General features: G+C 40.5%; 18 protein-coding genes and 1 tRNA gene. 17 read left to right on the top strand and 2 right to left on the bottom strand.

The features are described from left to right. Positions 1 to 13 precede the first annotated feature (13 nt). The 3 genes from B3P23_RS08440 to B3P23_RS08430 are packed head-to-tail and all read left to right on the top strand — an operon-like array spanning position 14 to position 6296. On the top strand, positions 14 to 3193 hold the full coding sequence (locus tag B3P23_RS08440; RefSeq protein WP_293925364.1) for a SusC/RagA family TonB-linked outer membrane protein: 3180 nt from the start codon (positions 14 to 16) through the stop codon (positions 3191 to 3193). Positions 3194 to 3203: 10 nt separating this feature from the next. Beyond that, positions 3204 to 4970: a RagB/SusD family nutrient uptake outer membrane protein gene (locus B3P23_RS08435; RefSeq protein WP_293925363.1), complete on the top strand. Its 1767-nt coding sequence runs from the start codon at positions 3204 to 3206 to the stop codon at positions 4968 to 4970. A gap of 6 nt (positions 4971 to 4976) precedes the next feature. Next, positions 4977 to 6296 carry a glycan-binding surface protein gene (locus tag B3P23_RS08430; protein WP_293925362.1) on the top strand — a complete coding sequence of 440 codons (1320 nt, stop codon included), beginning with the start codon at positions 4977 to 4979 and terminating at the stop codon, positions 6294 to 6296. Between the two features lie 493 nt (positions 6297 to 6789). Here B3P23_RS08430 and B3P23_RS08425 read toward each other — a convergent pair whose 3' ends face one another. After that, the gene (locus B3P23_RS08425) at positions 6790 to 9384 is read right to left on the bottom strand and encodes a glycosyl hydrolase 115 family protein (RefSeq protein WP_293925361.1); all 2595 of its coding nucleotides are present in this window, start codon (positions 9382 to 9384) and stop codon (positions 6790 to 6792) included. Positions 9385 to 9544: 160 nt separating this feature from the next. Here B3P23_RS08425 and B3P23_RS08420 point away from each other — a divergent pair, with 160 nt between their 5' ends. The 9 genes from B3P23_RS08420 (at position 9545) to B3P23_RS08380 (ending at position 19060) form a co-directional block, all read left to right on the top strand. Further along, the gene (locus B3P23_RS08420) at positions 9545 to 13723 is read left to right on the top strand and encodes a two-component regulator propeller domain-containing protein (protein WP_293925360.1); all 4179 of its coding nucleotides are present in this window, start codon (positions 9545 to 9547) and stop codon (positions 13721 to 13723) included. A 148-nt stretch (positions 13724 to 13871) separates the two neighbouring features. After that, positions 13872 to 14366 carry a GNAT family N-acetyltransferase gene (locus tag B3P23_RS08415; protein ID WP_293925359.1) on the top strand — a complete coding sequence of 165 codons (495 nt, stop codon included), beginning with the start codon at positions 13872 to 13874 and terminating at the stop codon, positions 14364 to 14366. Positions 14367 to 14850: 484 nt separating this feature from the next. Further along, a complete protein-coding gene (locus tag B3P23_RS08410) occupies positions 14851 to 15030 on the top strand; it encodes an HU family DNA-binding protein (RefSeq protein ID WP_045756216.1) in 180 nt (59 codons plus the stop codon). A gap of 160 nt (positions 15031 to 15190) precedes the next feature. Then, the gene (locus B3P23_RS08405) at positions 15191 to 15940 is read left to right on the top strand and encodes a LuxR C-terminal-related transcriptional regulator (RefSeq protein ID WP_293925358.1); all 750 of its coding nucleotides are present in this window, start codon (positions 15191 to 15193) and stop codon (positions 15938 to 15940) included. Between the two features lie 269 nt (positions 15941 to 16209). Continuing rightward, the gene (locus B3P23_RS08400; RefSeq protein ID WP_248754327.1) at positions 16210 to 16722 is read left to right on the top strand and encodes a hypothetical protein; all 513 of its coding nucleotides are present in this window, start codon (positions 16210 to 16212) and stop codon (positions 16720 to 16722) included. Between the two features lie 106 nt (positions 16723 to 16828). Beyond that, entirely contained in the window at positions 16829 to 17329 is a 501-nt protein-coding gene (locus B3P23_RS08395; RefSeq protein ID WP_293925357.1) for a hypothetical protein, read from the top strand. A gap of 130 nt (positions 17330 to 17459) precedes the next feature. Beyond that, positions 17460 to 17903 (top strand): hypothetical protein, encoded by a 444-nt coding sequence (locus B3P23_RS08390; RefSeq protein WP_248754329.1) that lies wholly within the window; start codon positions 17460 to 17462, stop codon positions 17901 to 17903. Positions 17904 to 17954: 51 nt separating this feature from the next. After that, a complete protein-coding gene (locus B3P23_RS08385; protein WP_045756212.1) occupies positions 17955 to 18218 on the top strand; it encodes a hypothetical protein in 264 nt (87 codons plus the stop codon). A gap of 248 nt (positions 18219 to 18466) precedes the next feature. Next, positions 18467 to 19060 carry a hypothetical protein gene (locus B3P23_RS08380; protein WP_293925356.1) on the top strand — a complete coding sequence of 198 codons (594 nt, stop codon included), beginning with the start codon at positions 18467 to 18469 and terminating at the stop codon, positions 19058 to 19060. A gap of 178 nt (positions 19061 to 19238) precedes the next feature. On the opposite strand, the gene B3P23_RS08375 is transcribed toward B3P23_RS08380, so the two are convergent. Further along, positions 19239 to 19673: an immunity 22 family protein gene (locus tag B3P23_RS08375; RefSeq protein WP_293925355.1), complete on the bottom strand. Its 435-nt coding sequence runs from the start codon at positions 19671 to 19673 to the stop codon at positions 19239 to 19241. 148 nt (positions 19674 to 19821) lie between these two features. On the opposite strand from B3P23_RS08375, the gene B3P23_RS08370 reads away from it, so the two are divergent. The 5 genes from B3P23_RS08370 to B3P23_RS08350 all read left to right on the top strand — a co-directional run bounded on the left by B3P23_RS08370 (position 19822) and on the right by B3P23_RS08350 (position 25383). Further along, on the top strand, positions 19822 to 20898 hold the full coding sequence (locus B3P23_RS08370) for an agmatinase family protein (protein ID WP_045756209.1): 1077 nt from the start codon (positions 19822 to 19824) through the stop codon (positions 20896 to 20898). Between the two features lie 290 nt (positions 20899 to 21188). Then, positions 21189 to 21884, top strand: coding sequence for an SMUG2 DNA glycosylase family protein (locus B3P23_RS08365; protein WP_293925354.1), 696 nt, complete (start codon positions 21189 to 21191; stop codon positions 21882 to 21884). An 89-nt stretch (positions 21885 to 21973) separates the two neighbouring features. Further along, a tRNA-Lys gene (locus tag B3P23_RS08360) sits at positions 21974 to 22046 on the top strand. Positions 22047 to 22248: 202 nt separating this feature from the next. Then, positions 22249 to 24576 carry a TonB-dependent receptor gene (locus B3P23_RS08355; RefSeq protein WP_293925353.1) on the top strand — a complete coding sequence of 776 codons (2328 nt, stop codon included), beginning with the start codon at positions 22249 to 22251 and terminating at the stop codon, positions 24574 to 24576. 18 nt (positions 24577 to 24594) lie between these two features. Next, positions 24595 to 25383, top strand: a complete 789-nt coding sequence (locus B3P23_RS08350; protein WP_293925352.1) for a DUF4249 domain-containing protein — start codon at positions 24595 to 24597, stop codon at positions 25381 to 25383. Positions 25384 to 25440 lie beyond the last annotated feature (57 nt).

Below are 25440 nucleotides of genomic sequence, written 5' to 3'. Positions count from 1 at the left end.
ACCTATTTAAATTATGAGAATTCAACTATTAATCATTCTCTTTCTGTCTACTTGTGTGTATGCATTTGGACAAAGTACACAGATAGAGGGCTCCGTTAAAAATACATTAGGCGAGCCATTAATCGGCGTCACAGTAGGAATCGAAAATTCCAGTACGGTAACCAAGACGAACAAAGATGGATTTTATACAATAAGAGCACAAAAAAATGCAAATCTGAGCTTTTCGAGTGTAGGTTATCAATCCATCACTGTAGCGATTTCAAATCGTAAGACGATCGACATTATTCTACAAGAGGACACGAGGAAAATTGACGAAGTCGTCGTCAACGTGGGTTATGGTACCATGAAAAAAAGTGATCTTACTGGTGCTGTTTCGTCCATCAGCTCAGAGAGTATACAGCAATCGGTACCCACGACGATAGATCAGGTCTTTCAGGGGCGAATAGCAGGTTTGCAAATGTCATCCAACTCAGGTCTTCCGGGTGGAGGAAGCTCTATTCAAATCCGGGGTATAAACTCGATCAACAGTACGAATGAACCTATTTACGTCGTCGATGGAGTCATTATGAGCGGACAGACAGGTAATAACGACGTGAATGCACTTGCAGGGATAAACCCAAATGATATCGAGAGTATCGAGGTGCTTAAAGATGCATCTGCTTCGGCGATTTATGGGGCCCAGGGCGCAAATGGTGTCATTATTATCACCATGAAAAAGGGAAAAAATGCTCGTCCCATTATCAATTTCAATACAAAATATGGTTTGGAAGAGCTCCCAAAAAAGATAAAAATGATGAACCTAAGGGAGTATGCTGTACACCACAATGCTTTCTCCGATGTGCTCGGCTATGGCCATCGTACAGACTTTGCTCACCCAGAGTACTTAGGCGAGGGAACAAATTGGCAAGACGAACTCTATCGAGTGGGGAATCTACAAACTTATGATATCGCTGTAAGAGGCGGAAACACGATCTCCAATTATGCAGTTTCGGCTGGTTATCTCAATCAAGATGGAATGATCTACGGGTCAGGTTTTAAGCGATTCACTTTCCGGTTGAATCAGGAAACCGAATTACGTCCTTGGTTAAAAATGGGAGCTGTACTCAATGGAAATTACACCAAGCAAGCTACGGCAGTTTCATCATGGAGTGTTGTAGGAAGCTCCCTGCTTCAAACACCATCCATCCCTGTTCGCAACGCCGATGGCACATTTGGAGGACCTTCTTCCGAATACGATGCCAATAATCTGGGATTTTCAAACCCTTTGGCAATTGCACAGCTCAACCAACGTAATCGTACTCAATTTGGAGGAAGAGGAAATTTTTATCTGGAATTTAAACCCACGACATGGATGAATTTTAGATCCGAGCTTACTGGCGAAGGCAATACAAATAACTATCAGCAGTTTTTACCGGCTTATGCTTTTGGCGCTTCGATCAAATCCAACGCCGAAACCAGGCATGAGAAATCCTTCAATACCTTCTGGTCACTCAAAAACCTTTTTAATTTCAACAAAGATTTCGGTAAAAAGCACAAAACAACATTAATGCTCGGGCATGAAGTCATTGCCACCCGATATGAATTTTTAATGGGTGAGCGCCAATATGGCTCAAGCGAGCTCCCTGGTCTCGACGCTGGGGACGCAGAGTATGATTCGAATGCGGGGAATTCCAATGAAACTAAACGGGTTTCTTTCCTGGCGCGAGGTACCTATAATTATGATGACCGATACCTTTTTACAGCCACATTTCGGCGAGATGGATCGCACAATTTCGCAAGAGGTCATAGATGGGGAAATTTTCCTTCGGCAGCGCTCGCATGGCGAGTATCTCAGGAAAGATTTTTCTCTCCTTTGAAAAACACCATTGATGATCTCAAATTTAGAGTAAGCTATGGCGCTGTAGGAAATGCCAATGTAGACGCTTTTGCTTATCAGGCCATTTTGGCTAATACCCTCACCAACAATTGGGGTGTCGGTTATTCAACTTCAAATATTCCGAACGAAAATATCACATGGGAGACAACAAGATCCTGGAATGTAGGTTTTGACCTGAGTTTTTTAAAACGACGTGTCGAACTGGTTTTTGATGCTTACAACAAAATCACAGATGATCTACTGCTTCGTTTGTCGTTACCCTCATTTACTGGTACCCGTGGCAATACTCCTGGTTCTGCTGCTCCTCCTTATTATAATATTGGTGCTATACAAAACAAAGGAATTGAGTTTTCCCTCAATACACATAACATCAAAAAACCAGATTTCAATTGGCGAAGTGGACTGGTATTTACCCTTAATCGAAATAAGGTGACCCGGATGAATACCACTACAGCGACAATCCAGCAGATTGATTATTCCAATGGAACCAACATCATCACACAGACCATGCAGGGCCAGCCTATTTCGCAATTTTACGGATACAAACAGGTTGGCCGCATCAACACTGCTGGCGACTATCTGAAAGACAATGGTGACGGAACTAGCACTGTGATCACTGCGACTTTTAAAAATAGAATCGGTGATATTGTCAATAATGAAGGACTGGCAACTTCTACCTATGTGGGTGATATCCTGTATGCAGATCTGAATCAGGACGGCATCATCAACGACGCCGATATGACATTGATTGGAAGCCCGCTGCCCAAATTCACCTTTGGGTTTAACAATACATTCAATTATAAAAACTTTGATCTCACCGTATTTTTGAATGGTTCCTTCGGACATAAAATCTTTAATATTTTAAGGACTTCGTTGGATAACCCCAGAACTTATAGCAACGTCCGAAAAGATGTTGCCAATTATGCAAAAATCGGTTATCACGACGGTAATGCAGAAAACACGAACGTATGGAATGCTTACGTGTTACCAGGCTCAGATCCAGAATTGGGACGCATATCCGTCAGAGATGCCCAAAATAGCATATTTAGTGACCGCTTTGTAGAAGATGGCACATTCCTGAGAGTACAGAATATTGCACTTGGTTATCGGTTTCCGACCAAATTCCTGTCTAGGTATAATATCAATAATATCCGTGTGTATTCTAATCTACAAAATGTGTTCATCTTCACAAAGTATAAAGGATATACACCGGAGGTGGGCTCCAGTTCGGGTCAAAGTATGCTTCGCTACGGCGTTGACGGCGGTTTTGTCCCTTCACCACGTACATATACATTAGGTTTAGACATCACTTTTTAACGATTTGATCATGAAAAAAGCATTTTATTATATTCCATTAGCCTGCGCTGCTCTATTAGGCTTTTCCAGTTGCGAAAAATACCTTGATGTAACATCAGAAACACAGAAGCAGGCAACACAATCATTTAAAAACATAGCAGATTTACGTGGCGCAACAGCATTTCTATACTGTCGACCATGGTATACCACCAACACATCAGTACGAGAAATTACAGAAGCCAGAGCTGGTAATTTATATGTTGACGGGGTGACAGGTGAATTGATAACAACAGCCCTATTCTCTGAAGTTGCCAACTACAATAATATCGCAAACTCCTGGGCATCTTTATACCTTGTGATTACCCAAGCTGATTACATCATCAATGATTATGTGAAGACAGCGATAGAGAATGGTGTAAACGAATCGGAGGCAAAAGCATGTGAAGCTGAAGCGCGTTTTATGCGTGCAGCTGCTTACTGGTACCTTGCCAACTTATGGCATGATGTACCCATTATAGACGATCCCCGAAACCATACATTAAATCCCTTGACACCACCACATCGCTTTGAAGATGTGGTGCAATACGCCATTAACGACCTGATATTTGCATCCGAATACCTCAAAGATGCCGATACAAAAGGGCGAGTGACCAAAGATAGTGCGCGTGGGATGCTGGCAAGGATATACCTCATGGCAGCAAATTATGCGATGGGCAACCATTTCTCAAACGATTATATAAGCCGGAACAATGCAGGAAGCAACAGCGGATTGGCAGATAACTATTTCGAACAGGTAAAGAAACTCTGTCAACAAGTGGTTGAAGGCGGGTATTATTCCATGTTGCCCGATTTTGAACAACTGTGGCGAACTCAAAACAATAATAATTCGGAAACACTATTTGGCATTCAATTTATACCTGGTATTACTGAATGGGGATATACGAGTCCATTGAATGATCTTGCCTACAATAGGGAGTTAACAGGCAACTTGAATGGAGGCGGGACGATATTTGTTTCCTATGATATGCTCAAGTCTTTTGTTGATGATGGTGCAGTGGCCAGAATGCGAGGAAGTGTTGCGGTTCCTGGACAGAATTACAATTATATAGGAACTCACTTAAGCGCTGGAAGCTGGACTGTACCTAGCGGTAAAACGAAAGTCAATCTAAAAAAATTCGTCGTCGGCAGTAGTAAAGACACCGATGGTGCAGCCGTTCAAGGCAATACTGGTTTAGTATCGCCTATGTTACGGATGTCCGAAATCTATCTTATGTACGCTGAGGCTTCCCTCGGAAAACAACAACAGACTAATGATGCAGTCGCGCTAGCTTACTTTAATAAAGTGAGGGAAAGAGCGTTCAGCAAAAATATCCAGAACTTCGTACCTGCAACCACTATTACCCGAGACAACTTATTTACGGAAAGAAGGCTGGAGTTTTTTTATGAGACGATCTACTGGACTGATCTTAAAAGAAGATCTTTTTACGACATGGACTGGGTCCTCAACTTTCTAAACAATAAGCTAAAAGATAGCGATGCGGAAACCCCTTTTACCAATTATGCCTCTTGGGCTTATACGTACGATCCTCTACTCTATCCGACAGGCAAAGGCTGGACAAACTCTCCTCGCGCCCAGAGTGGTTACAAACCCCAGGCCGTGGTACATAACTTGCCAGCAGGATCTTATGTGCATGCAGTGGGTGCAACCTCCAATATTTGGTGTTTGCCCTATCCATCTGCAGATGTAACTACCGATCCTGAACTGACCTCAGCTCCCATAAATTATGACTTTAACTAATTTGATATGAGAAATTTGAGAATTACATATATATTTATCTTAGCGCTGATATGTTATAGTTTTTTTTCATGCAAAAAAGATTCATCTAGCAGCAGCATACAGGTGACAGGTATCTGGTCACACAGCAGAAATACAGAAACCACCCAGATATCTTCTATTTTTTTTAATAATTGGATACGTATTCACGGCAATGGTTTTACTGGGCTACAGCGCGTCTATTTTAACGGAACGCAGGTACCTTTTATACCTATTTACGTGACCGACACTGACATTATCATCAACGTCCCAGAGACCATACCGACAGGTAGTGACGTCGCGGACCAAACACGTTTGAACACCATCCAGCTTGTTACCGCAACAGGTCAAACCAGTTTTGAGGGATTCATTTTTCGAGATCCAGATAAAATTCCATCGATCAGTGGAATATCCTATACCATGCCCTATGCTGGAGATGTTATTGAGATCTATGGGAAAAATCTGAAAGAGGCTAGTGTCATCACCTTTCCTGATTCAACAAAAGGAACCATAAGATCGGCCAATGATTCAATCTTACAAGTAATTGTTCCAGAAAACATCGATAGACAAAAATATGGACGTATTACAATTGATATCGATAATGAACGATATTCGTCAGCTCCTTATATGTTTTTCCAGAATGGAATTTTTCTAAAGACTTTTACTGAAGAGGCCATGGTTGCTGGTGGCAATAACGGGATCAGAATCTACTCAAATCCAGCAGATATTGCAGCATTGACAGGCCTTCAACACAATCCAGAAAACGTGATTGCTATCCCAGCTACAAAAACAGATATACCTGTAGCAGCAAACAATGGTATAAGCGGTAACTTCTTTAAATTTTACGCTTATAAAGCTTTCAACACATTGATTGAAAAAAATGGCGATATAAAAGGAACCACCTCGATTGAAAATCTTGCGATACAATTTGAACTCTATATGCCGTCACCATGGATATCAGGTGCTATTCCGTTTAAAATGAATAAAAATAGAAGTGGCGTGAATTATGCCTATCTCTATAATATTACAGCATGGGAATGGAAAAAATTAGTTTCGGGCGGTGTCGAATTAAATCCGTTTAAATTTGACAATGGGTGGAAAACGATCACACTCAAATTTAGCGACTTTCCAACTCTAGCCATGAGTTCGCTAAAAGACTATTCGACATCACTGCAAACAAATGGCTTCGAGTCTTTAGTGGGCTATGTTAATTACGATCTCAACGAAGATGGCCATACGCCACAAGCCGTAAAGAATTTCCAGATGTACCTGGCGAACTTCAGGCTTGTTCCCTTAACAAATTTAGAATAACAAATCAGTCATATCATCCCTCCATTATCAATCCTTTCCGCCCAGAATTATCACTAATTCCTGGGCGGATTATTTTTGGGAGAAAATATCTGTAAAACATGTTTCGTAGACTTTTAAAACCTTACCTCTTATTTCCACCCATTTACAGTGTTGATCATAGCTCGATTGAAGGAGAGTTGAAAGCCTTTGTGCTATGTATTTCCGACATAAGCTCTATTGCTGTCCCCATTACTGAGGTCTAGCTACAGGCGTTGTTCTGCCACAAGTTTATCCACAAATGTTGCGGTAGATCAGTCCCGCAACACGTGGAATGCTGATCTTACCGTACATCTTTATTGTAGGAAGCAAACACGTGCTGTTGATTGATATTGTTATTCACAAGCGCATCGTCGAATTTTCGGTTGCCACACCCATTCATGCCCCGATGTCTACTGTTAGACACGGGGCAGGGGTATTAACCATCTATATATAAAAATTAGGTACTGGCGACGCGCTAATGGCGGCTGTTTAACGCTGCGCTCTCCCTCGGACCGAGGTAAGAGGGTTTCAGTCCTCCCAGGTCTATGAGTAAGCGCTGCAGCACGATACCCTGATCCAAAAAGCGGATTTTGAGGGTATGGTCTCCCGGTAGCAAGTTGTGCAACGAAACACTTTCGATGATGCGGCGTGCCTGCCACTGCCCCAGCTCGCCCTTGTAATGTCCATTAAAGTTGACCAGCGTTTCGGGCCCTCCGTCAATGGAAATTGCGTAGCGCAATCCTCTGTTTCCATTAAAATTGAGCGTAGGAGAAAATAATGCGATGACCTTTGCCTGCCGCTTTTCTTTCACACGGATTTTGTACTCTAGGGCAGTATTGTTTCCCAGGCTGACCGTGGGTGGTAATGTTGTCATAGCCGATACCGTCTTTCCCAAATCTGGGATCTCCGTCCACTCCACCCCGGGAGCACTGCTTGCTGCGCTATAGCTCGCTGCCTCCATGGCTATGTAACCATCCGTCTCCATAAACACCTTGGCTGCAGGAGCAGCGACGGGCTCAGACAAATAGCGAACGTTGGGCATGATTGCCTTCGCCGGTTCATTCCAGCTGCTGTAGCCGATGCGTACTTGATCCATCATGTGTACCCATTTGCCTTTGGCGATGCTATGGTTGTAGTGTTCGGTAAAAAGCGAATCACGCCGAAAGCAGGCCTTTACCCTGTCGGCCCAGTCATTTGCCCTGCGATCATTCCGCTCATAACAGTAGTCGTTCATGGCTTTGGCATGGTACATCTCATACAAGTTGGCGCAAGCATTGATTGGAAAAGCCACGAGCTGGTCGAATGCATCTTTCAAGGAATCCGGTAGCAGGTAATGGAGACGCGAGGCTTCCATGGCTAGCGTCTTATAGTCGTTGACTACGCTGTCCAATTCGTTATAATGTATCAGGCTAAACGTCTTATCATTCAGTAGTTCGGGTGTAACCCGATGGTTGTATTTGGCATAACGGTTGATCATTCCGGCGGCTTCCGCCGCATAGGCTTCACCAAACTGCTGCCGGCACCAGTCGTACGTATAAGCCATAAGGTTGCCTGCGTTAAACCTGTCTGGATCCCAGGCCATGTCTAAAAAAAATGAAATGGGAAACTCCATCGGCTTGAGGTCACCGACATTAACGATCCAGATGCGGTCTACTCCATGTCGGTAGGTTAGATTCATCTGTTCCCATACACGCTGGATCTGGGACACATTGATCCATTTAGCATTGCGGGGGGCACCCACATAGTCAAAGTGGTAATACATCCCATAACCGCCCTTTCGGGGTTTGGCATCCAGTTCTGGCAACTTTCGGACATTACCCCAATTGTCATCACAGAGCAGCAGCGTCACATCGTCTGGCACTCGCATACCTTTATCGTAATAGTCCTGTACTTCTTTATAAAGGGCCCAGAGCTGTGGCGTTTCGGCAGCAGGTCGGCCTGTAACGGAAGCGATCAGACGGCGCTGATCCCTGACAATCTGTTCCAGTAGTCCTACATTCTCCTTTTCGCTCATGGGTTCGTCACCGTCACCGCGCATGGCTATGGTAATGATAGACTCCCAGGTTCGCGCTCGATCCATACCGCCTCGCCAGAAATCCTGTAGTCCGGCTTTATTTTTAGCATAGTCCCAGCTGCCACCTTTTCCGTAGCGTTTCCATTCCGCTTGTGCCCTCGCCATCGGCTCGTGGTGCGAAGTACCCATCACGATACCCATTTCGTCAGCCAGCCCCCCGTTTTTAGGGTCATCATCATAAAATGCGCTCCCCCACATCGCTGGCCAAAGGTAATTGGCCTTAAGACGCAGTAGCAGTTCGAATACCTTTTCATAGAAATCCGCATTAAATCCGCCGAATGTTGCCTTGGACCAGCCACTCAATGCCGGCGCTTCATCGTTCAGAAAAATGCCGCGGTATCTGACCTTTGGCTCCCCCTGCGTGTAGACTCCAGGCTTTACATACAGCTGCGACGCTTTGCGCACGGGTACATCTGCCCAATAATACCAGGGTGATACGCCAATCTGGGCCGAAAGTTCATAAATTCCGTAGATCGTGCCACGTTTGTCGCTACCGGCGATGACCAGAGCCGATTCAACTCCCTGAAGCGGCTGTTTGACCACTGTCATCACAAACTTTTCACGCTTCCCGGCCAGCTCTTTGCTGTCCAGAAGGCCTTTACGCACGAGACTGTCGATCAGAGCCGAGCGGCCGTAGGTGCCGATAATTATTTTGGACTGACCGCTCCCTTTTTGATGGGAGCTGTTGCCCGTGACCCGCACAAAATCTTTTTTTAGATTATCGAAAGCACGCAGTACCCCCCTGTGATCCTGTGGATCGACAAGCATGGGTAGCGGCACGCCATCCTTAACCAGGGAAAGATAACCGGGCTGTGCGGTCTGCACCACAAAGCCTGTAGCGGCAGTATCAGCTGTGCTGCGCAGCATAGCGTGAGCAGTCTCCGAAAAACAGTAGATCAGCACTGCGACCAATAGGATGTTACGATGACCGCGACCGATCAAAAAGCTTGCACAGATCCTAAAAGCAGACCAGTCAGTTTTATTCAAAAATAACATGATAATCTTATTTACAATATTTAGAATTGGTATTTTAGCTCACCTGAATTCAGTACCATACAGCAGCCCTGCCAATCGTGTTACAGTAACATTAACGGACAAATGATATTACCACATTTCAGGAATTTAAAATTAGTCATCCTTACAGGTAGCAGCATATATGTATGTTACATTCCTTTTGGGCTTTGTTACGGCACTAATCGGTGATGTTTCATATTTATTTCAATTTGTTTCACAACCGCTAAAAGCAGCGATTTCATTACCGAAGCCTTCCTTTTTCTTTTCAGGATTGCGCGATAATATGTATCTTCAACAGAATAAACCAATAAAACCAATGCGGAGGGATTTTTTTTCGACAGTCATATTATTATTTGCTTTTGTACTCTATGTACACGGACAAGCGACGCGCATCTATGACAATAGGGATTATGGCTTTGGTGAACTCTCTTCCAATCTGACCAACAGTATCAGTCAGGACAAACACGGCTACATCTGGACAGGCACCGAGTACGGGCTTAACAAATTTGACGGAACTCGTTTTGTACAATATCTTCATGATGTGCAAGACAGTACTTCGGTATCCAGCAACAATATCATCATCCTTTATCTGGACCGTGATAAAAAGCTCTGGGTAGGCTGCAACAACGGCTTACAGTATTATGATGAAAACAGCGACAAATTTGTACGCATCAATTTTCCAGATCAGATCGCGCCCCACATTACGGATATCATTCATAAAAAAGACGGTCAGATCTGGGTAGCCACATCAGGTTGGGGAATCTTCGCTATCCAAGTAAACCGCAAACAGGCCGTATCATTGCCACGCCTCAATGCACTGGTGGGTGGTATGTTTGCCCGCAGCATCTTTGAAGACCGCGACAATGTCATCTGGGTGGCCATTGACCGCGTGGGCGTCTCTCAGGTTTCTACCGACCAGAAGCAGGTGAAGCGTGTTATTTCCGACCTACTCCCCATGCCTAAAGGCGGCAATTACGACATCATACAGCAGGCTGACGGCAAACTGGTATTCGCATCGCCGTCGAAGATCGGCCGACATGATCCGCAAAAAAATACATTCGAAGCTGTAGAATTCAAGGAAAAGCTCCGGTCTACTGTTACGGAGATCCAGCTTTCCAAAGCAAGCAAAAATCATCTGCTGATCACGACCGAGGGGGATGGCCTCTGGTATCTGGATCTGGAAAAAACTCCGCTGATTGCGGCACATGCTGAGCTGCCTAATCTGGACAATGATTACCGAAATGGACGGATACGCACGTTGCTGCAGGACCGAGAAAATAATCTCTGGCTCGGCTGCTTTCAGCGGGGCCTGGTTTTTATTCCCGTACAGAGCAAGCAGTTTGAGTTTTGGCGTATCCTAAGCCGGGAGAAAGCAGCTCAAAATATGATCAGCGCGATCACGCGGGACCAGCAAGGAAATATTTGGTATGGCGTAGAGAACGAAGGCGTATTTAAAACTGACCCTCAGGGCATCTCACACCAGCAAATAAATGCAGTGCAGGATATCAATAAACTGGAAACTGCGGCGGACGGAACAATCTGGTTCAGCTCTTATGACAATGGATTGGGGCAGATTGACCCCAGCACAGGGCGGTCCTCATATCTGAATATCTGCCAAAAAAGACAAGTAAAATCATTTGCCTTCGGCAAAAACAATAAGGTTTACATCGCTACTTTCGGTTCGGGTTTTGTTGAATATGACCTCGAGACCAAAGTCTCGCATAATTATAGCATGAATATTAGCAATTCAAAAAAAGGCACATTAGCTAACGATTGGATTTCAACTGTTTTGTGCGATAAGGATGGTCTCATCTGGCTGGGGCACCATAAAGGTCTGAGCTGTTATGACCCAGACGACAATAGCTTCCCTGCGCAATACACAGCTAATAGGCTATCCGAACAGATTACGCTCTCCTTATTAGAGGACGGATCAGGCAATATCTGGGCAGGTACCTATAACGGCCTATATCAGATCAACAAAAAATCAGGATCGATCAACATTTACACTACCAATAACGGCCTGTCCAGCAATGTTATAGCTGGCTTAGGTTGGGATCAGCAAGGGAACATTTGGTGCAGCACCTTCAAAGGTATCAATTGCCTGAATCCCAAGACCGAAAAAATTGTCAACTACTATACTGGGGACGGATTGGTTGATAGATCCTACAACCGTGGTGTACACTTTCAGGATACGCAAGGAAAAGTATACTATGGAGGAAGGCAAGGGATTACATCATTTTTTCCCGAAAAAATACAGTTGCATACATACTCCCACCCCGTGATGATCACCAATCTGTATGTCAAAAATCAGCCGATTAAGCCCGGTATGGCCCCCAGCGGAAGGGTCATCTATCAAAACGATCTTATCGCCGCCAATGAGTTCTTTTTCCATAGCAATGACGACAGCTTTACTTTTGAGCTGTCCACGATGGACTTCAACAGTCCCGAAAATGTCCGCTACGAATACCGCATCAAGGGAATTAACAAAAGCTGGAATGCTACGTTGCCAGGTGTCAATCTGATCACCTACAACAACCTATCCCCTGGCGAGCATGAGCTCGAAATACGCGCCTGCAAACTTGGTGTTTATTCACCAAGTCTCTTGGTGACGCTACATATTTTCCCGCCCTGGTATTTGAGTACTACGGCCTATTTCGTATACTTCATATTAGCGGCCGGCCTCTTATTCCTCATTATGAAATACCTGCACGAGCGGCGGCTGGAGCGCCTGCAGGCCTTACGGCTACAGCTGTTTACCGATGTGTCTCATGAGATCCGCTCGCCCCTTACCCTTGTGATGAGCCCGATCAACAAGCTCATGAAAAATGCCGCTGATCCGCAGACCAGATCCACGCTGCAAAATATGAATCGCAATGCGCAGCGAATCCTTGATCTGGTCAACCAGCTGCTCGATATCCGAAAGCTGGAAAGTGGGCACCTGAACCTCAAGTTTGCCCGTGTCAATGCGGTGGATTATATCAAGCAGGTGATCAGCGTATTTGGGGATCAGGCTCTGGACAATCAGATCCAGCTTTTGGTGCACAGCGATTCCAGCGATATCCCTCTCTGGGTAGATGTGAACAGTTTTGAAAAAATCATGCACAATATTGTCTCCAATGCTTTTAAATTTACACCTAATGGCGGGCAGATTGAAATTTCGCTGGCTGTTCAGCAACTGGAAAAGGAACGTAAAATATTGGAACTTGTTGTGAGCGATACTGGTACCGGTATTGCCAAAAGTGATATCCGACATGTATTCAAACGATACTACCAGTCCGCCGCCGGTACAAACTACCAAAGACAAGGCTCGGGCATCGGTTTACATCTGACCAAGGTGCTGGTCGAACTGCATGGTGGAACGATACATGCCGAAAACAAAAGAGACAACAACGGTAGCCGTTTTGTGATCAGTCTTCCGATGGGCACTAAACACCTGCAAAAGGAAGACATCGAGATATGTGGACCAATTGGTGCCCTTCGGTCTGAAGAAGCGTTTAAAAGCATTTCTGCTGATGTGCTATCTAGGAAAACTGACAATCCAAAAAAAGACTATAAGATTCTCATTATAGATGACGACCGGGACATCCTGAAGTTTCTACATCACGAACTCTCTTCGGCTTATCAAGTACTTATTGCCGAACATGGTGGCGACGGGTTTCAGCTCGCCCTTGCCGAGCAGCCCGACCTCGTTATCTCCGACGTCGCGATGCCGTGCATGGACGGCTATACTTTGCTCAAAAAAATCAAAGATAATAGCACAACCAACCATATCCCGGTGATCCTACTGACTGCAAAAACTAATCAGGAAGACCGCTTGGCGGGTATTGGACTAGGAGCAGATGCTTATCTGACGAAGCCCTTTATGGTCGATGAACTTCACCTTGTTGTGCGCAATCTTATCAAAAATCGCATGAAAGTAAAGGGAAAGTTCTCGGGCGCCCAGCAGCAGGAAGGCAAAATAAAAACGATCAGCTTCAAATCCAGCGATGAGCAGCTGATGGAACGTATACTCAAAACGGTCAACCAATATCTGGATAACTCGGACTTCAATGTGCAGTTTCTCGCGGACGAAGTGGGGCTGAGCCGTGTACAACTTCATCGTAAGGTGAAGTCACTGACTGGTATTTCTACCGGCGAGTTTATTCGTAATATCAGATTACAGCAAGCTGAAAAACTGTTGTTGGAGAAAAAAATGAATATATCTCAGGTAGCCTATGCCCTTGGTTTTACAAATCAGACGCATTTCACGACCTTATTCAAGAAGATGTATGGGCTCAGTCCGACAGATTATATCGAGCGCCATCGCTACAAGGAAAATTGAAAGGCTGTAAAAATACCAGATCTTAAAATAAATATTAAATATCGGTACTGGAAAGAGCAATGATTAGCAGTTCATAGCCTCTCCAAAGCAGATATAAAAAATCATTGAATAAGCTAAAAAAAATGGACTGTTATTCTAAAACACTAAAATGAAAGTACTTCCGTATCACAGTTACCCCATTATAAAAGACGACAAAATATCGTTACGCCAGATTATGCCCACTGACGTTGAAGACATTGTGGATATTTCGTTTTATGATGGCATTCAGGCAACAACATTTGAAATGGCAGTTGTTATGCAAGAAAAAATTGATGAGGATATTCGACAGGGAAATTCCATACATCGGGGTATTATAGATCATGTAACTAATAAAATTGTAGGAACTTGCGGTTACTATCGAGGGCTTGATCAAGGCGAAGGCGAATTAGGTTGTGTGTTGCTACCGCAGTTTCGCGGACAAGGTTTTATGACAAACGCAATGCAGCTGGCAATTGATTTTGGACTAAAAGAAATAGGCTTAACACGCATTTGGGCCATTACATCAAAAGAAAATCTCAAAGCAATCAAGTTACTTGAACGTCTTAAATTTATAAAAGTCGTAGATTTAGAAGACAACGACATGGAATATGAATTAACACTTTAAAAAAAATAAATGAAATTTTACCTTGTTTTTTTACCAAATAAAATTTCAAATAATATCAATTAAAGTCTAAAAAAATGTCACACTTAAATATTGAGCCTTATCATCCTATCCCATTCAATAACTACATGTGGCGATCAAACAAAATATCAGATCGTTCGTGACCACGAATTAAGAGTTGATATTAGCCTCATATTTGGATCATCAGAAAAGTGACTCACAAGGTCCGTATTTTTGTTTAAAGACAATAGCATTCGAAAGAAAGGTTGACCGTATTCGATCCCAGATAGCTCGACGATCATATGTGGAAATTGCCGTCCCCACTCTAGCAGATGAAAAAAGCTTGTTTTCGTCTATTTCTACAATTTCAAGATAATTACAAGTAAAAGAATCGGTTTTCATCGCAGAAAACCAGTGTTCTGTCTCGTATTTCAAAAATACGTTTATGAGATCGATAATTTTGTAAGGTCACTAAGATCAATACAAAATGAACAAAAAAGAAACACTAGAAAAAGTATCAGAATTGTCCCAAGTCACTATTGCCGATTGTAAAAAAGTATTGGACGCACTAGAAGTAGTTATGCAAGAAGAATTAGCCAACAGAAAAGGTATTCGAAATATATTCGATATGCTATACAAGTTGATGGGTGTATTCAAAAGTAAATAACACCTGTCCTTTTTTAGATCTGCTTTGTGCGAGAACCGATCGCCAAAGTTAAGCTACTTCGACAGGCAATATTTCTTTGATCCAGTTTTTTCTCAAAAGCGTATTGAAAAATGAAATTTATTCTTTTAATTTATACTACAAAACCATTGAACCGCAAGCCATGACTACCGATCTACAAAAACTGCATAACATTTGGCTGGAAACCAGAGCACATCAAAACACCGATTACCCTATGATTGGTTTTGACAATCTCACCAATGCTGTAATCAGTACAGGACCTTTTTATTATTATGTGATAGATTTTTATGATATGTCTTTATCACACGTAAACGGTGATATTGAAGGGATTCATGGTCTTGATCCGGCGGTAGTCACGTTCAATGATATATTGCTTACCATTCATCCGGATGATGTTGATTTTGTAGCAAATGCGGAATCCTTTATTAATAGATTTTTTCGTGAACGGATTGCAACAGAAAAACTACTCAGTTACAAAATGAATTATAGCTTCAGAAGCAGAATGAAAAATGGGGAATATGTTTTATTAAATCATCAAGCAATCATGCTCAGCATCGATACAGATGGAAGATCGGGTAAATCGCTTAACATCCATACGCGAATTGATCATATGAGCAGCTTAAATACACGAAAGATATCTCTTATTGGTCTCAATGGAGAACCCTCTTTCCTAAATATGAGCCTTCCGGAAAAAGCTTTAGCTTCTTTTTCAAAAAGAGAAATACAAATATTGAAACTTATCGCCGAAGGGTTGAGCAACAGCGAAATAGCAGAAAAATTATTTATCGCGACCATTACGGTTAAAAAACACCGTCAAAATATTCTTGAAAAAACAGATTGCAAAAACATTACGCAACTCATCAACCAATGCACACTGCAGGGATTGATTTAATATCGTTAAATCGATATTAGCTATAGAAATAATCCCTTATAATAAATTATGATAACACGCTATTCTTATTGCCCAATAAAAATACTCCTTTTGGGGTATTTTATCCATTATACTTTGTTTTTAATTTTGTTTTAATTTACCTAGAGAAAACAAATATCCGCATCAAGTTAGATCTGAAAAGTGATACTACATCAACGAACTTATTCAGTTTGACAATTAGGATTGATTAACATAAGTAATTACATCTGAGATCAATAAATCTAAACATTATGAAATCTAAAGTATTGGCATTCCTATTGGTTATATGCTCCTTCAACCTTTTTGCGCAAAGCAAATCAGAGGTCATTAAAAACATCAATGACCTGCTTCAAAATGTAAAAAACGTTCGCATAATGACCAGCGAAAACAGTCCTACGCACATTACTCATACTTACATGAATTTTGCAGCACATTCCAGTAAGAAAGGATGGGTTTCATTTACCAGTGTGACATCTTGGGGAAGTGGTTATGAGAATCTAACTCTTACCTATTCTTTTGATCCGTCAAAGATTGAAAAAATAAGCTTGAACGATGAGCTTGATAAAAAACGGGGCAACAAAGCATTCTTATTTGCACTCACACTCGACGATAATAGTGTAGATATAACGAGTGTTCAAGGTGGTAAAACCAGTCGAGACCAATCAGATATGGTCGTCATGTATATCATGATGAAAGGAGATGATGGTTATGAGATTTATGATACGTTAGAGGAATTATTTCAAGAACTTGTAGAGGTATCTTAAGTCGAGTTTACGCTATGAGACTTTATCTTAGTGACCTCCTGCAATCACCATTTATTCTCGAGCTATTCATTTTGGTCAAATAAATTAAAAACAATAAAAAGGTGATATGAAACTCAAAGGAGCAGAAAAACATTTTTGGTGGCACTTTAGACACATCACGGATTCCAAACATATCCCTCTCGAGTTGCCTGGTTTTACCGCGATTGACGATATGGATGTTGATGATGAATACATCGGTATGATTGCCGCAAAAGTTTCCATTGTTCATCATATTTATTTAAAAGAAACAAAGGTTACGGATGTTGGGATTAAATTCATATGTGATTTTAAACAACTGAAAACCCTAACGCTGATGAAGCATGCAGGAATTACCAAAGCCTGCTTGCCAGATATCAATAAACTAACCGATCTGGAATACCTGGATGTCTGGAAGACGAAAATCCGATTGGAAGATGTAGATGCGTTGACTAACCTCAATAAATTAAAGGAGCTTTATGTGTCCCCGAACGATGAAGACGACGATTCGGACAGAGATGCTATCTTGGAAAAGATTATCAAAATAGAGGAAAAATTGCCAAACTGCTCTGTATATACTTCTCCACGATAATAAACCGAAATAAGAATTCAGTACTACAGATGAGGAGATAAAGATTGATCTTTTTAAAATATGGCACTCCATTCGTTGACGACTTAAAAGAAACGGGCAATAAAAAATTAAACCTTATAAACTAAAAATTATGAAATACGTATTCACATTCTTATTTTCTATTATGCTTTTAAGCGTAAGTGCTCAAAATAAACAAGAAACACTAAAATGGCTAAATAAGCATAAGAAATATATTACGATGGTTAATCCTAGCGGTTATAGCAGCGAGGATTTCACGGTAGAAATGACCGATAGTTTTATTCGGGCAGAAACCCGAAATGACGGTGACAAATATGAAGTTAAAATGTATTGGTCCGATATTAAGAAAACAATGTTAGGTCTAACAGACAAAGAAAAAGGTTATGTAACATTAAATACAAATGATGAAAGTTATTCTGCGCCTAGTATCACTTTATATTTATCAGATTACAGTACTGAAATGCGGGAAAAATTAACACGAATGGCAAATTTTAGTGGTAGTGATGTCACACTTCAAACACTGGATTTTAGAGGGAAATCATTATTTGGCAATTAACGTTGGACGACAAATAAATTTTATAATACAGCGTGCATAAAAATCCATCATATGACTTACGATGAAGCTTTTAAACACTATATCCTATATCAAAAAGTAATCGCTTGGGGATTCCAACATGAATCACGGGTTCTTCTACCGAATGGCTATTACGCTTTTCCTTGCGGCTATTTCACTGAGTATGAAAATGGATATAAAGTGATTGCAAGCGGAGCTACCCTACACAAAACCGCTATTCAGGAATCGATGATTCTAGATCCCGATGGAGTACCTATAGCTCGGGATACGGAAGATTTAAGGCCTTTTTCTTTTTGAGTAATCAGGCTACAAAGAGCATTTTTTATTCCCATTCAGAGGTAGTCTTCAACAGCCATTCATCCTATATTTCGATGTAATATACTCCTATTGGAGTATTTTTTCTGTTGTTCTTTCTCCTTAATTTTATGAGTGTAGGAGTAAAAAATAGGAATCTCAAATAAAACAGTTAGCCAAACAAATGAGATTCGGACAAAGAGGATTGATAATTCAGGACCTATTCATTGTACAATTAAACTTGATTACCTATGAAAACAGCAATTTCAACTGACTTGATTTCTGAAAACAGATTTCACCGTATTTTTTTAAAAAGGAAGAAATTACGGTTATATTTCAACGCCATCTATAAAACTCCCAACTATTGTAGATGGTTACTTGTGCTCATCTGCGCTGTCTTTTTCTTAACTGCAAGAGGACAACATGTTGCCACTCCTAATTCTTACGAAGGAATTTGGGCTGGAGTGCTAAAAAATAGCAAAGACAGTAAATTAGCCGTTATTGTAAGGATATCCAACGGTACTGCTACCCGATACAATTACAATGTTGATAACAAGAAAATTGAGAAGTATGACTTTCTTAAAGAAATGACGATGATTGTAGGCAATAACCTCAGTTATACATGGATGAATAAAGGAGGAGTATGGTCAGAAACCCAGACCCATATGATGTCCTATGCCGCACCTGATATGTTAAAATGCAGATTAATTCGACAAGTTACAAATACAGAAGAAAGTAAGGAGGATCCAGGCATGAATGATGAGTGGTCTACTTATTTCCAAGGTTTTTTAGATCGTTTTGAGTCTATTCAAGAACTAGAAAAATTTATGAATAGTGATGATTAGATTGAAGTTTTGAAAATATGATCTTGAAAAAGCATCATCATCTGTAGGAATTATCTTGCTTTCACCAAAAATGGAAAGTCAAAAAAAGCTAATCCTATGATTAGCTTTTTTGTTGATGGCTACCAGAATTCAAAACAGATACAATACATCATTATTTTGATCCTGATTATGGTATGTATTATGCAGGTACGTTGAAACTTCCAATATAGATCATATCGTTATAATTACCGAGCGGTTTGTCTATGATAAGTTCTGCATCGGCATAACATAATATCGCATTTACCGTTGATATTCCTTTATCCACGCATGCTTGATAAATCTCCACTTCTGTTTGGTCATTCCATATCGGTAGTTCTTCAATGGCTGCCTGAAAGCTCATTTTTTTGCGACTGTAGTAAACGGTGATCCAATCGACATCGTAATAGTACTGCTTGTCAATTGCTTTACTGAACTGGGATCTCAGGTTAAAGTCAGGAGCATTTCTAGCATAAGTTTCATCCGTTTTAAATCGATGATAATCTTTAATAAACTTGCTTTGATCAAAATATTTGTAAAATTGATCTTCTGTTTTAGTTGATGTTCCTGCCCAGATATGGATACGTTGTTCTGCCATTTTATTTCTTATACTTTTAGTAGACCGCAAAGGTACCCTAAATTACTGAACCTTTCTTTTTCATTTACTGCCAACATACTCGGTCAACATATCTTTTTTTAACGCAGTTAAGTTTTTTATATTTGCAGTTCAACTAGTGATTCATAACATGTCGACAAAGCAAACAAAAATTGAAAATTTCGATCCATCACAACCTGGCTTACCAGATTCAAGCATATATGGACTTCCTTTTACAGCAGAAGAAAGTGATATTATCGTCATACCAGCACCTTGGGAAGTGACCGTCAGCTACGGTAGTGGCGCTAGCAATGGTCCTGATGCTATTTTAAATGCTTCTTTTCAAGTAGATTTATTGCATCAAGAATTTCCGGATTTATGGAAATTAGGAATTTTCATGGACGAGGCTCCTGAGCACTGGTTAGAAAACAGTGAAAAATATAAAAATCTAGCCCAACCGATTATAGAGGCTTTAGAAAATGGTGAGGATATCGATAGCATCCCCGAATTAAAAAATAACTTAGAAGAGATTAACAAAGCCTCACAGCAATTCAATGACGAAGTAAAAGAACGTGCTTTATATTGGATGAATAAAGGCAAGAAGGTGATTCTTTTAGGTGGTGATCATTCGACCCCATTAGGATATTATCAGGCTTTAGCTGCAAACCACGATTCATTTGGCATATTACATTTTGATGCGCATATGGATTTACGCGATGCATACGAAGGTTTCACATACTCCCATGCTTCTATTATGTTCAATGCTATTCAGCTTCCTCAGATCGAAAAAATCGTTCAAGTTGGTATTCGTGATTTCAGTGAAGGTGAATTGGAAGCTGTAAAAAGTTCGAATAAAGTTAAAGTATATACTGATACCGATTTAAAAGCGAACAGTTTTGAAGGAAAGACATGGAAAGATCAGTGTGATGAAATCTTAGCGCAGCTACCTCAACATGTAGCGGTCAGCTTTGACATCGATGCTTTACAACGCTGGTACTGTCCAAATACAGGAACTCCTGTACCGGGCGGATTATCCTATGAGCAAGCAACTTATTTGTTGAGCAAATTGGCCAATAGCGATAAAAATATCGTGGGTATTGATTTGGTTGAAGTTGCACCAGGAGAAGATGATTGGGATGGTAATGTAGGTGCCCGATTGTTATTCCATTTATGTGGTGTATTTGCAAAAAACAATAAATTGGCTACAGGAACTAAAATTGTTTTATAACAGTATTAAAGACTAGATATCAAAATCAGATTGCCCCTACCCCCATATGGGTAAAATATTAAAATCCTGATGCACAACACAGCAGGTAAAATGACAAACAAAGCCAATCTTTCGATCGGCTTTGTTGTTTTAATACAACATCATATGATATCCTCTATGTTTAAGCCATCTAGGCTTAAGTGTACTGCTCTTAAGATAGGGATCGAGAAGATTATCATGGACTGAATTGAATATCCTTTAACGATAGAACAAAATAAATTTGTAAATTAAAAAATTAGCGACGTCATTGTATGGTTACCACTAAAACTTTAGCAGAAAAAATTATTGACTTCAATAAACAATTACAGTATCAAGGTGATCTTCCCCCTGATTTTCAAGTATTAAATCCTTATTTAGGAAATCCGGAAACTTTGGTCGTTATGCAACAATTCTACCATACCTATTACAACGACACATCGAGTCGTAAATTCATCATTGGCATTAATCCGAGTCGTCATGGTGCTGGTGTCACTGGAGTACCATTTACGGACACCAAACGTTTGGAACACATTTGTGGTATTCCAATGAGATCGGCACACACACATGAAATTTCATCTGTTTTCCTTTACGATATGATCGCAGAATTTGGAGGCGCACAAGCTTTTTACAAACAATATTATATCAATTCACCTTTTCCCCTAGCCATTGTCAGAAGAACAAAAGAGAACAAATGGATCAACGCCAATTATTACGACGATAAAAATCTATTTGAACTGGTTAAACCCTTTATGATAACCTCGCTGAAAAAACATATAAGCTTAGGTCTAGATACCAGTGAAGCATTTGTATTAGGGAAAAAAAATGCAACATTTATTGAAAAAATAAACAAAGAAGAGCAGTTGTTTGAAAAATTGACAATTCTAGAGCATCCGCGTTATATACAACAGTATAAATCCCGAGATCGTGACCGCTATATAAATAAATATATCGGTGTATTAGGCACTTAAAAGTTTAGTTCAAAAATTATTTGGAGTATGTGCATAGAAATTCTATCTTTGCATCACTTTCAAAAAAGGAATACATTCCAAAAAGAAAGGATTCCGTAGCTCAGCTGGTAGAGCAATACACTTTTAATGTATGGGTCCTGGGTTCGAATCCCAGCGGGATCACAATAAAAAGCTAATCGCAAGATTAGCTTTTTTTGTTTAAAGATATTTGGGATTCGAAAGAAGAGAAAAACAAATCTCATTTATCATTTCAAACGCTAACAAAACAGCCTAAAATCATAGGTTCCTATAATATCTACCAGCATTCCTATAATAAAAAATATGGGACTGCACGAAAGGGCTACTTTCGTAGAAAATTCGAAAAATGTTAAAATCAATATCTTTTTTATTCCTTCTTATATCGCTTTCGCATCTATCCATTGCTCAAAAGAGATATACGATATCGGGGACAATAACAGATGTCTCAAGCGGCGAAACACTGATCGGTGCTACGGTCCGACTACAAGAATTACCTCAATCAAGCAGTTTAAGCAATTCTTATGGCTTTTATTCTGTTTCAGCTCCATCAGGACGATACCTACTCGTCGGCTCTTATATAGGTTATAAAACCTTTACAGATACCGTATCCTTAGATAGCGATATGGTGTTACCTATTGCACTGCAATCGCAATCTACATTAGATGAAGTAGTCGTTTCTGTCAACAGAAAAAACAATAAAAACATTTCATCTCCACAGATGGGAATTGAAAAACTCAATATGAGCCAGATTAATCAGTTGCCAGTGGTATTGGGTGAACAAGATATCTTAAAAAGTATCACGCTCATGCCCGGAATAAAAACTTCTGGAGAAGGCAATACCGGCTTTTACGTTCGTGGAGGTGGTTCGGATCAAAATTTAATTTTATTGGATGAAGCGACTGTATACAATGCCTCTCACCTATTAGGATTCTTTTCCACCTTTAATTCAGATGCCATTAAAGATGTCAGTATTTACAAAGGTGGCATGCCTGCCGAATATGAAGGTCGACTGTCTTCGGTCCTAGATATAAAAATGAATGAAGGAAATAATAAAAAAATAACGGTCCAAGGTGGCATAGGAATGATTGCTTCTCGGATCAAAGTTGAAGGACCGATTATAAAAGATAAAGGATCATTTATGATATCTGCACGCCGCACGTATGCAGATCTATTTCTCAAAGCCTCATCAGATACAACCATCAACAAAAGTACACTCTACTTTTATGACATCAACGCAAAAGCCAATTACAGATTCAACGATAAAAATGCGATCTATCTTTCTGGTTATTTTGGTAAAGATGTACTGGGACTGCAGGATATCTTTGGGACCAACTGGGGCAATGCAACAGGTACAGTAAGATTTAACCATGTATTCAACAACAAGCTATTCTCAAATACGTCTTTCATCTACAGTAATTATAACTATGTCATTGAAGGACTAGATCGCAATGATGGATTTAAAGCGACTTCAAAAATTACAGACCTCAATCTCAAGCAAGATTTTCAATATTATGCGGCATACAACCATAACTTAAAATTTGGTTTACAAGCAACACGGCATGATATTGCTCCTGGAGATATTACTACAACTGCAAGTTCGAGCTTCAACGACAAACATGTAGAACATCGCTATGGTTATGAAATGGCGGCATATATAAGCGATGAATGGAAATTAAACGATAAACTCAGTATGCTATATGGCTTACGTTTAAGCTCGATGTTGCTTGTCGGACCGGGCACTTTCAGCAGCTATGATGCTGCAGGTAATATCACGGTTTCCAAAAAGTACCATTCAGGCGAAGTCGTACAGAACTACCTCAATTTAGAACCCCGCTTCAGTGTAAGCTATATGCTCAATGAGCAGCAGTCCATCAAAGCATCCTACAATAGAAACACACAAAACATCCACTTATTAACAAATTCGACGAGTTCAAGTCCTACAGATCTGTATGTCATGAGCAGTAAAAATATCAAACCACAAATTGCAGATCAGGTTTCTGCGGGATATTTTAGAAATTTCAAGGACAACACCTATGAATTTTCAGCAGAGTTTTACTATAAAAATCTACAAAATCAAATCGACTATAAAGATGCCGCACAATTGCTCGTCAATCAAGATGTAGAATCCCAATTACTATATGGCGTTGGTAGAGCTTATGGTACCGAAATATTTCTAAAGAAAAAATATGGAAAGTTTAATGGATGGGTTGGATATACCTTGTCCAAGACGGAACGTAAATTTGAGGAAATCAACGATGGCAGATATTACCCTGCCACCCATGACAGGACACATGACCTATCCTTAGTGGCTATCTACAAATATAATGACCAATGGACATTCTCCAGCAATTTTGTTTATGGAACTGGTAAAGCCGTAACCTATCCGACAGGTAAATATCATGTCGGTGGTCACACTACCTATTCTTATTCAGAAAGAAATGCATATCGCCAACCTCCCACACACCGTCTAGATATAGCAGCTACGTATGAAGGCAAGCCTGGTAAATACTTCCAATCGAGCTGGACATTTGGCGTCTACAACGTATATGCACAAAAAGATCCATATCGCATTACATTCAAAGATAGCAAAAATGTGCCTCATGCAACGGAAGCTGTTCAAACCAGTATTTTTGGAGTTCCCATTCCTTCTGTTACCTGGAATTTTAAATTTTAATCTTAAATCAGAACAAACATGAAAACATATATTCCATATTCGCTTATCCTGATGCTTTTTATTTTAGCGACTTCTTGTGAAAAAGTCATTGATATTCAAGTTGACGATGATATAGGCAAGCTTGTCATTGAAGGTACCATTAACAATACTGATGAACAACAGGAAATCAAGCTCAGTAAAAATATCGCATTTTCAGATCGCAACAACTATCCAGCAGTGTCAGGTGCTACTGTTATTGTCCGGGATGATGAAAAAAATGAATTTGTATTTAGCGAGACGAGTGCAGGCACCTATATTGCAAAATCATTTACAGGAATACCCGGCAAAACCTACAGTTTTGAAGTTCATGTTAATGAAAATAAATATACGGCGATATCGCAGATGCCTCAAGTGGTAACACTAGATTCGATTGCTGCAGAAAAGCCTAAATTCGGAGAAAAAGATACACGGAATATAAAAGTATTCTACCAGGATCCAAAAGATCAAATTAATCAGTATCGATTTATCCTTTTTGTCAATGAGAAGCAAATCAATGATATCTATGCTGTAAATGACGATTTTAACAATGGAAATCAAGTTAGCATAACATTAAGACCCAAGGAAGATGTCGATATTGTTTCTGGAGATAAAATTCGTGTCGAGATGATCGGGATGGATAGAAACGTCTATCAGTATTGGTATAGTCTCATGCAACAATCTGCTGGTGCAGGCATAACCCCTAGCAATCCCCCAACAAATATTAGCCCATATGTATTTGGTTATTTTAGTGCACAAACCCATTCAAGCAAAAGCATAAGGGTGGGTTGACCCATTTCTAATAAAACAAAGGAGGTTTCATAGTGGAGATTTCCTTTGTTTTTATAG

Origin of the sequence: Sphingobacterium sp. UBA6320, assembly GCF_002440335.1 — a bacterium.
Classification (GTDB): domain Bacteria; phylum Bacteroidota; class Bacteroidia; order Sphingobacteriales; family Sphingobacteriaceae; genus Sphingobacterium.
The sequence above is the reverse complement of the archived record's forward strand: the minus strand, read 5'-3'. Positions and strand labels throughout refer to the sequence as shown.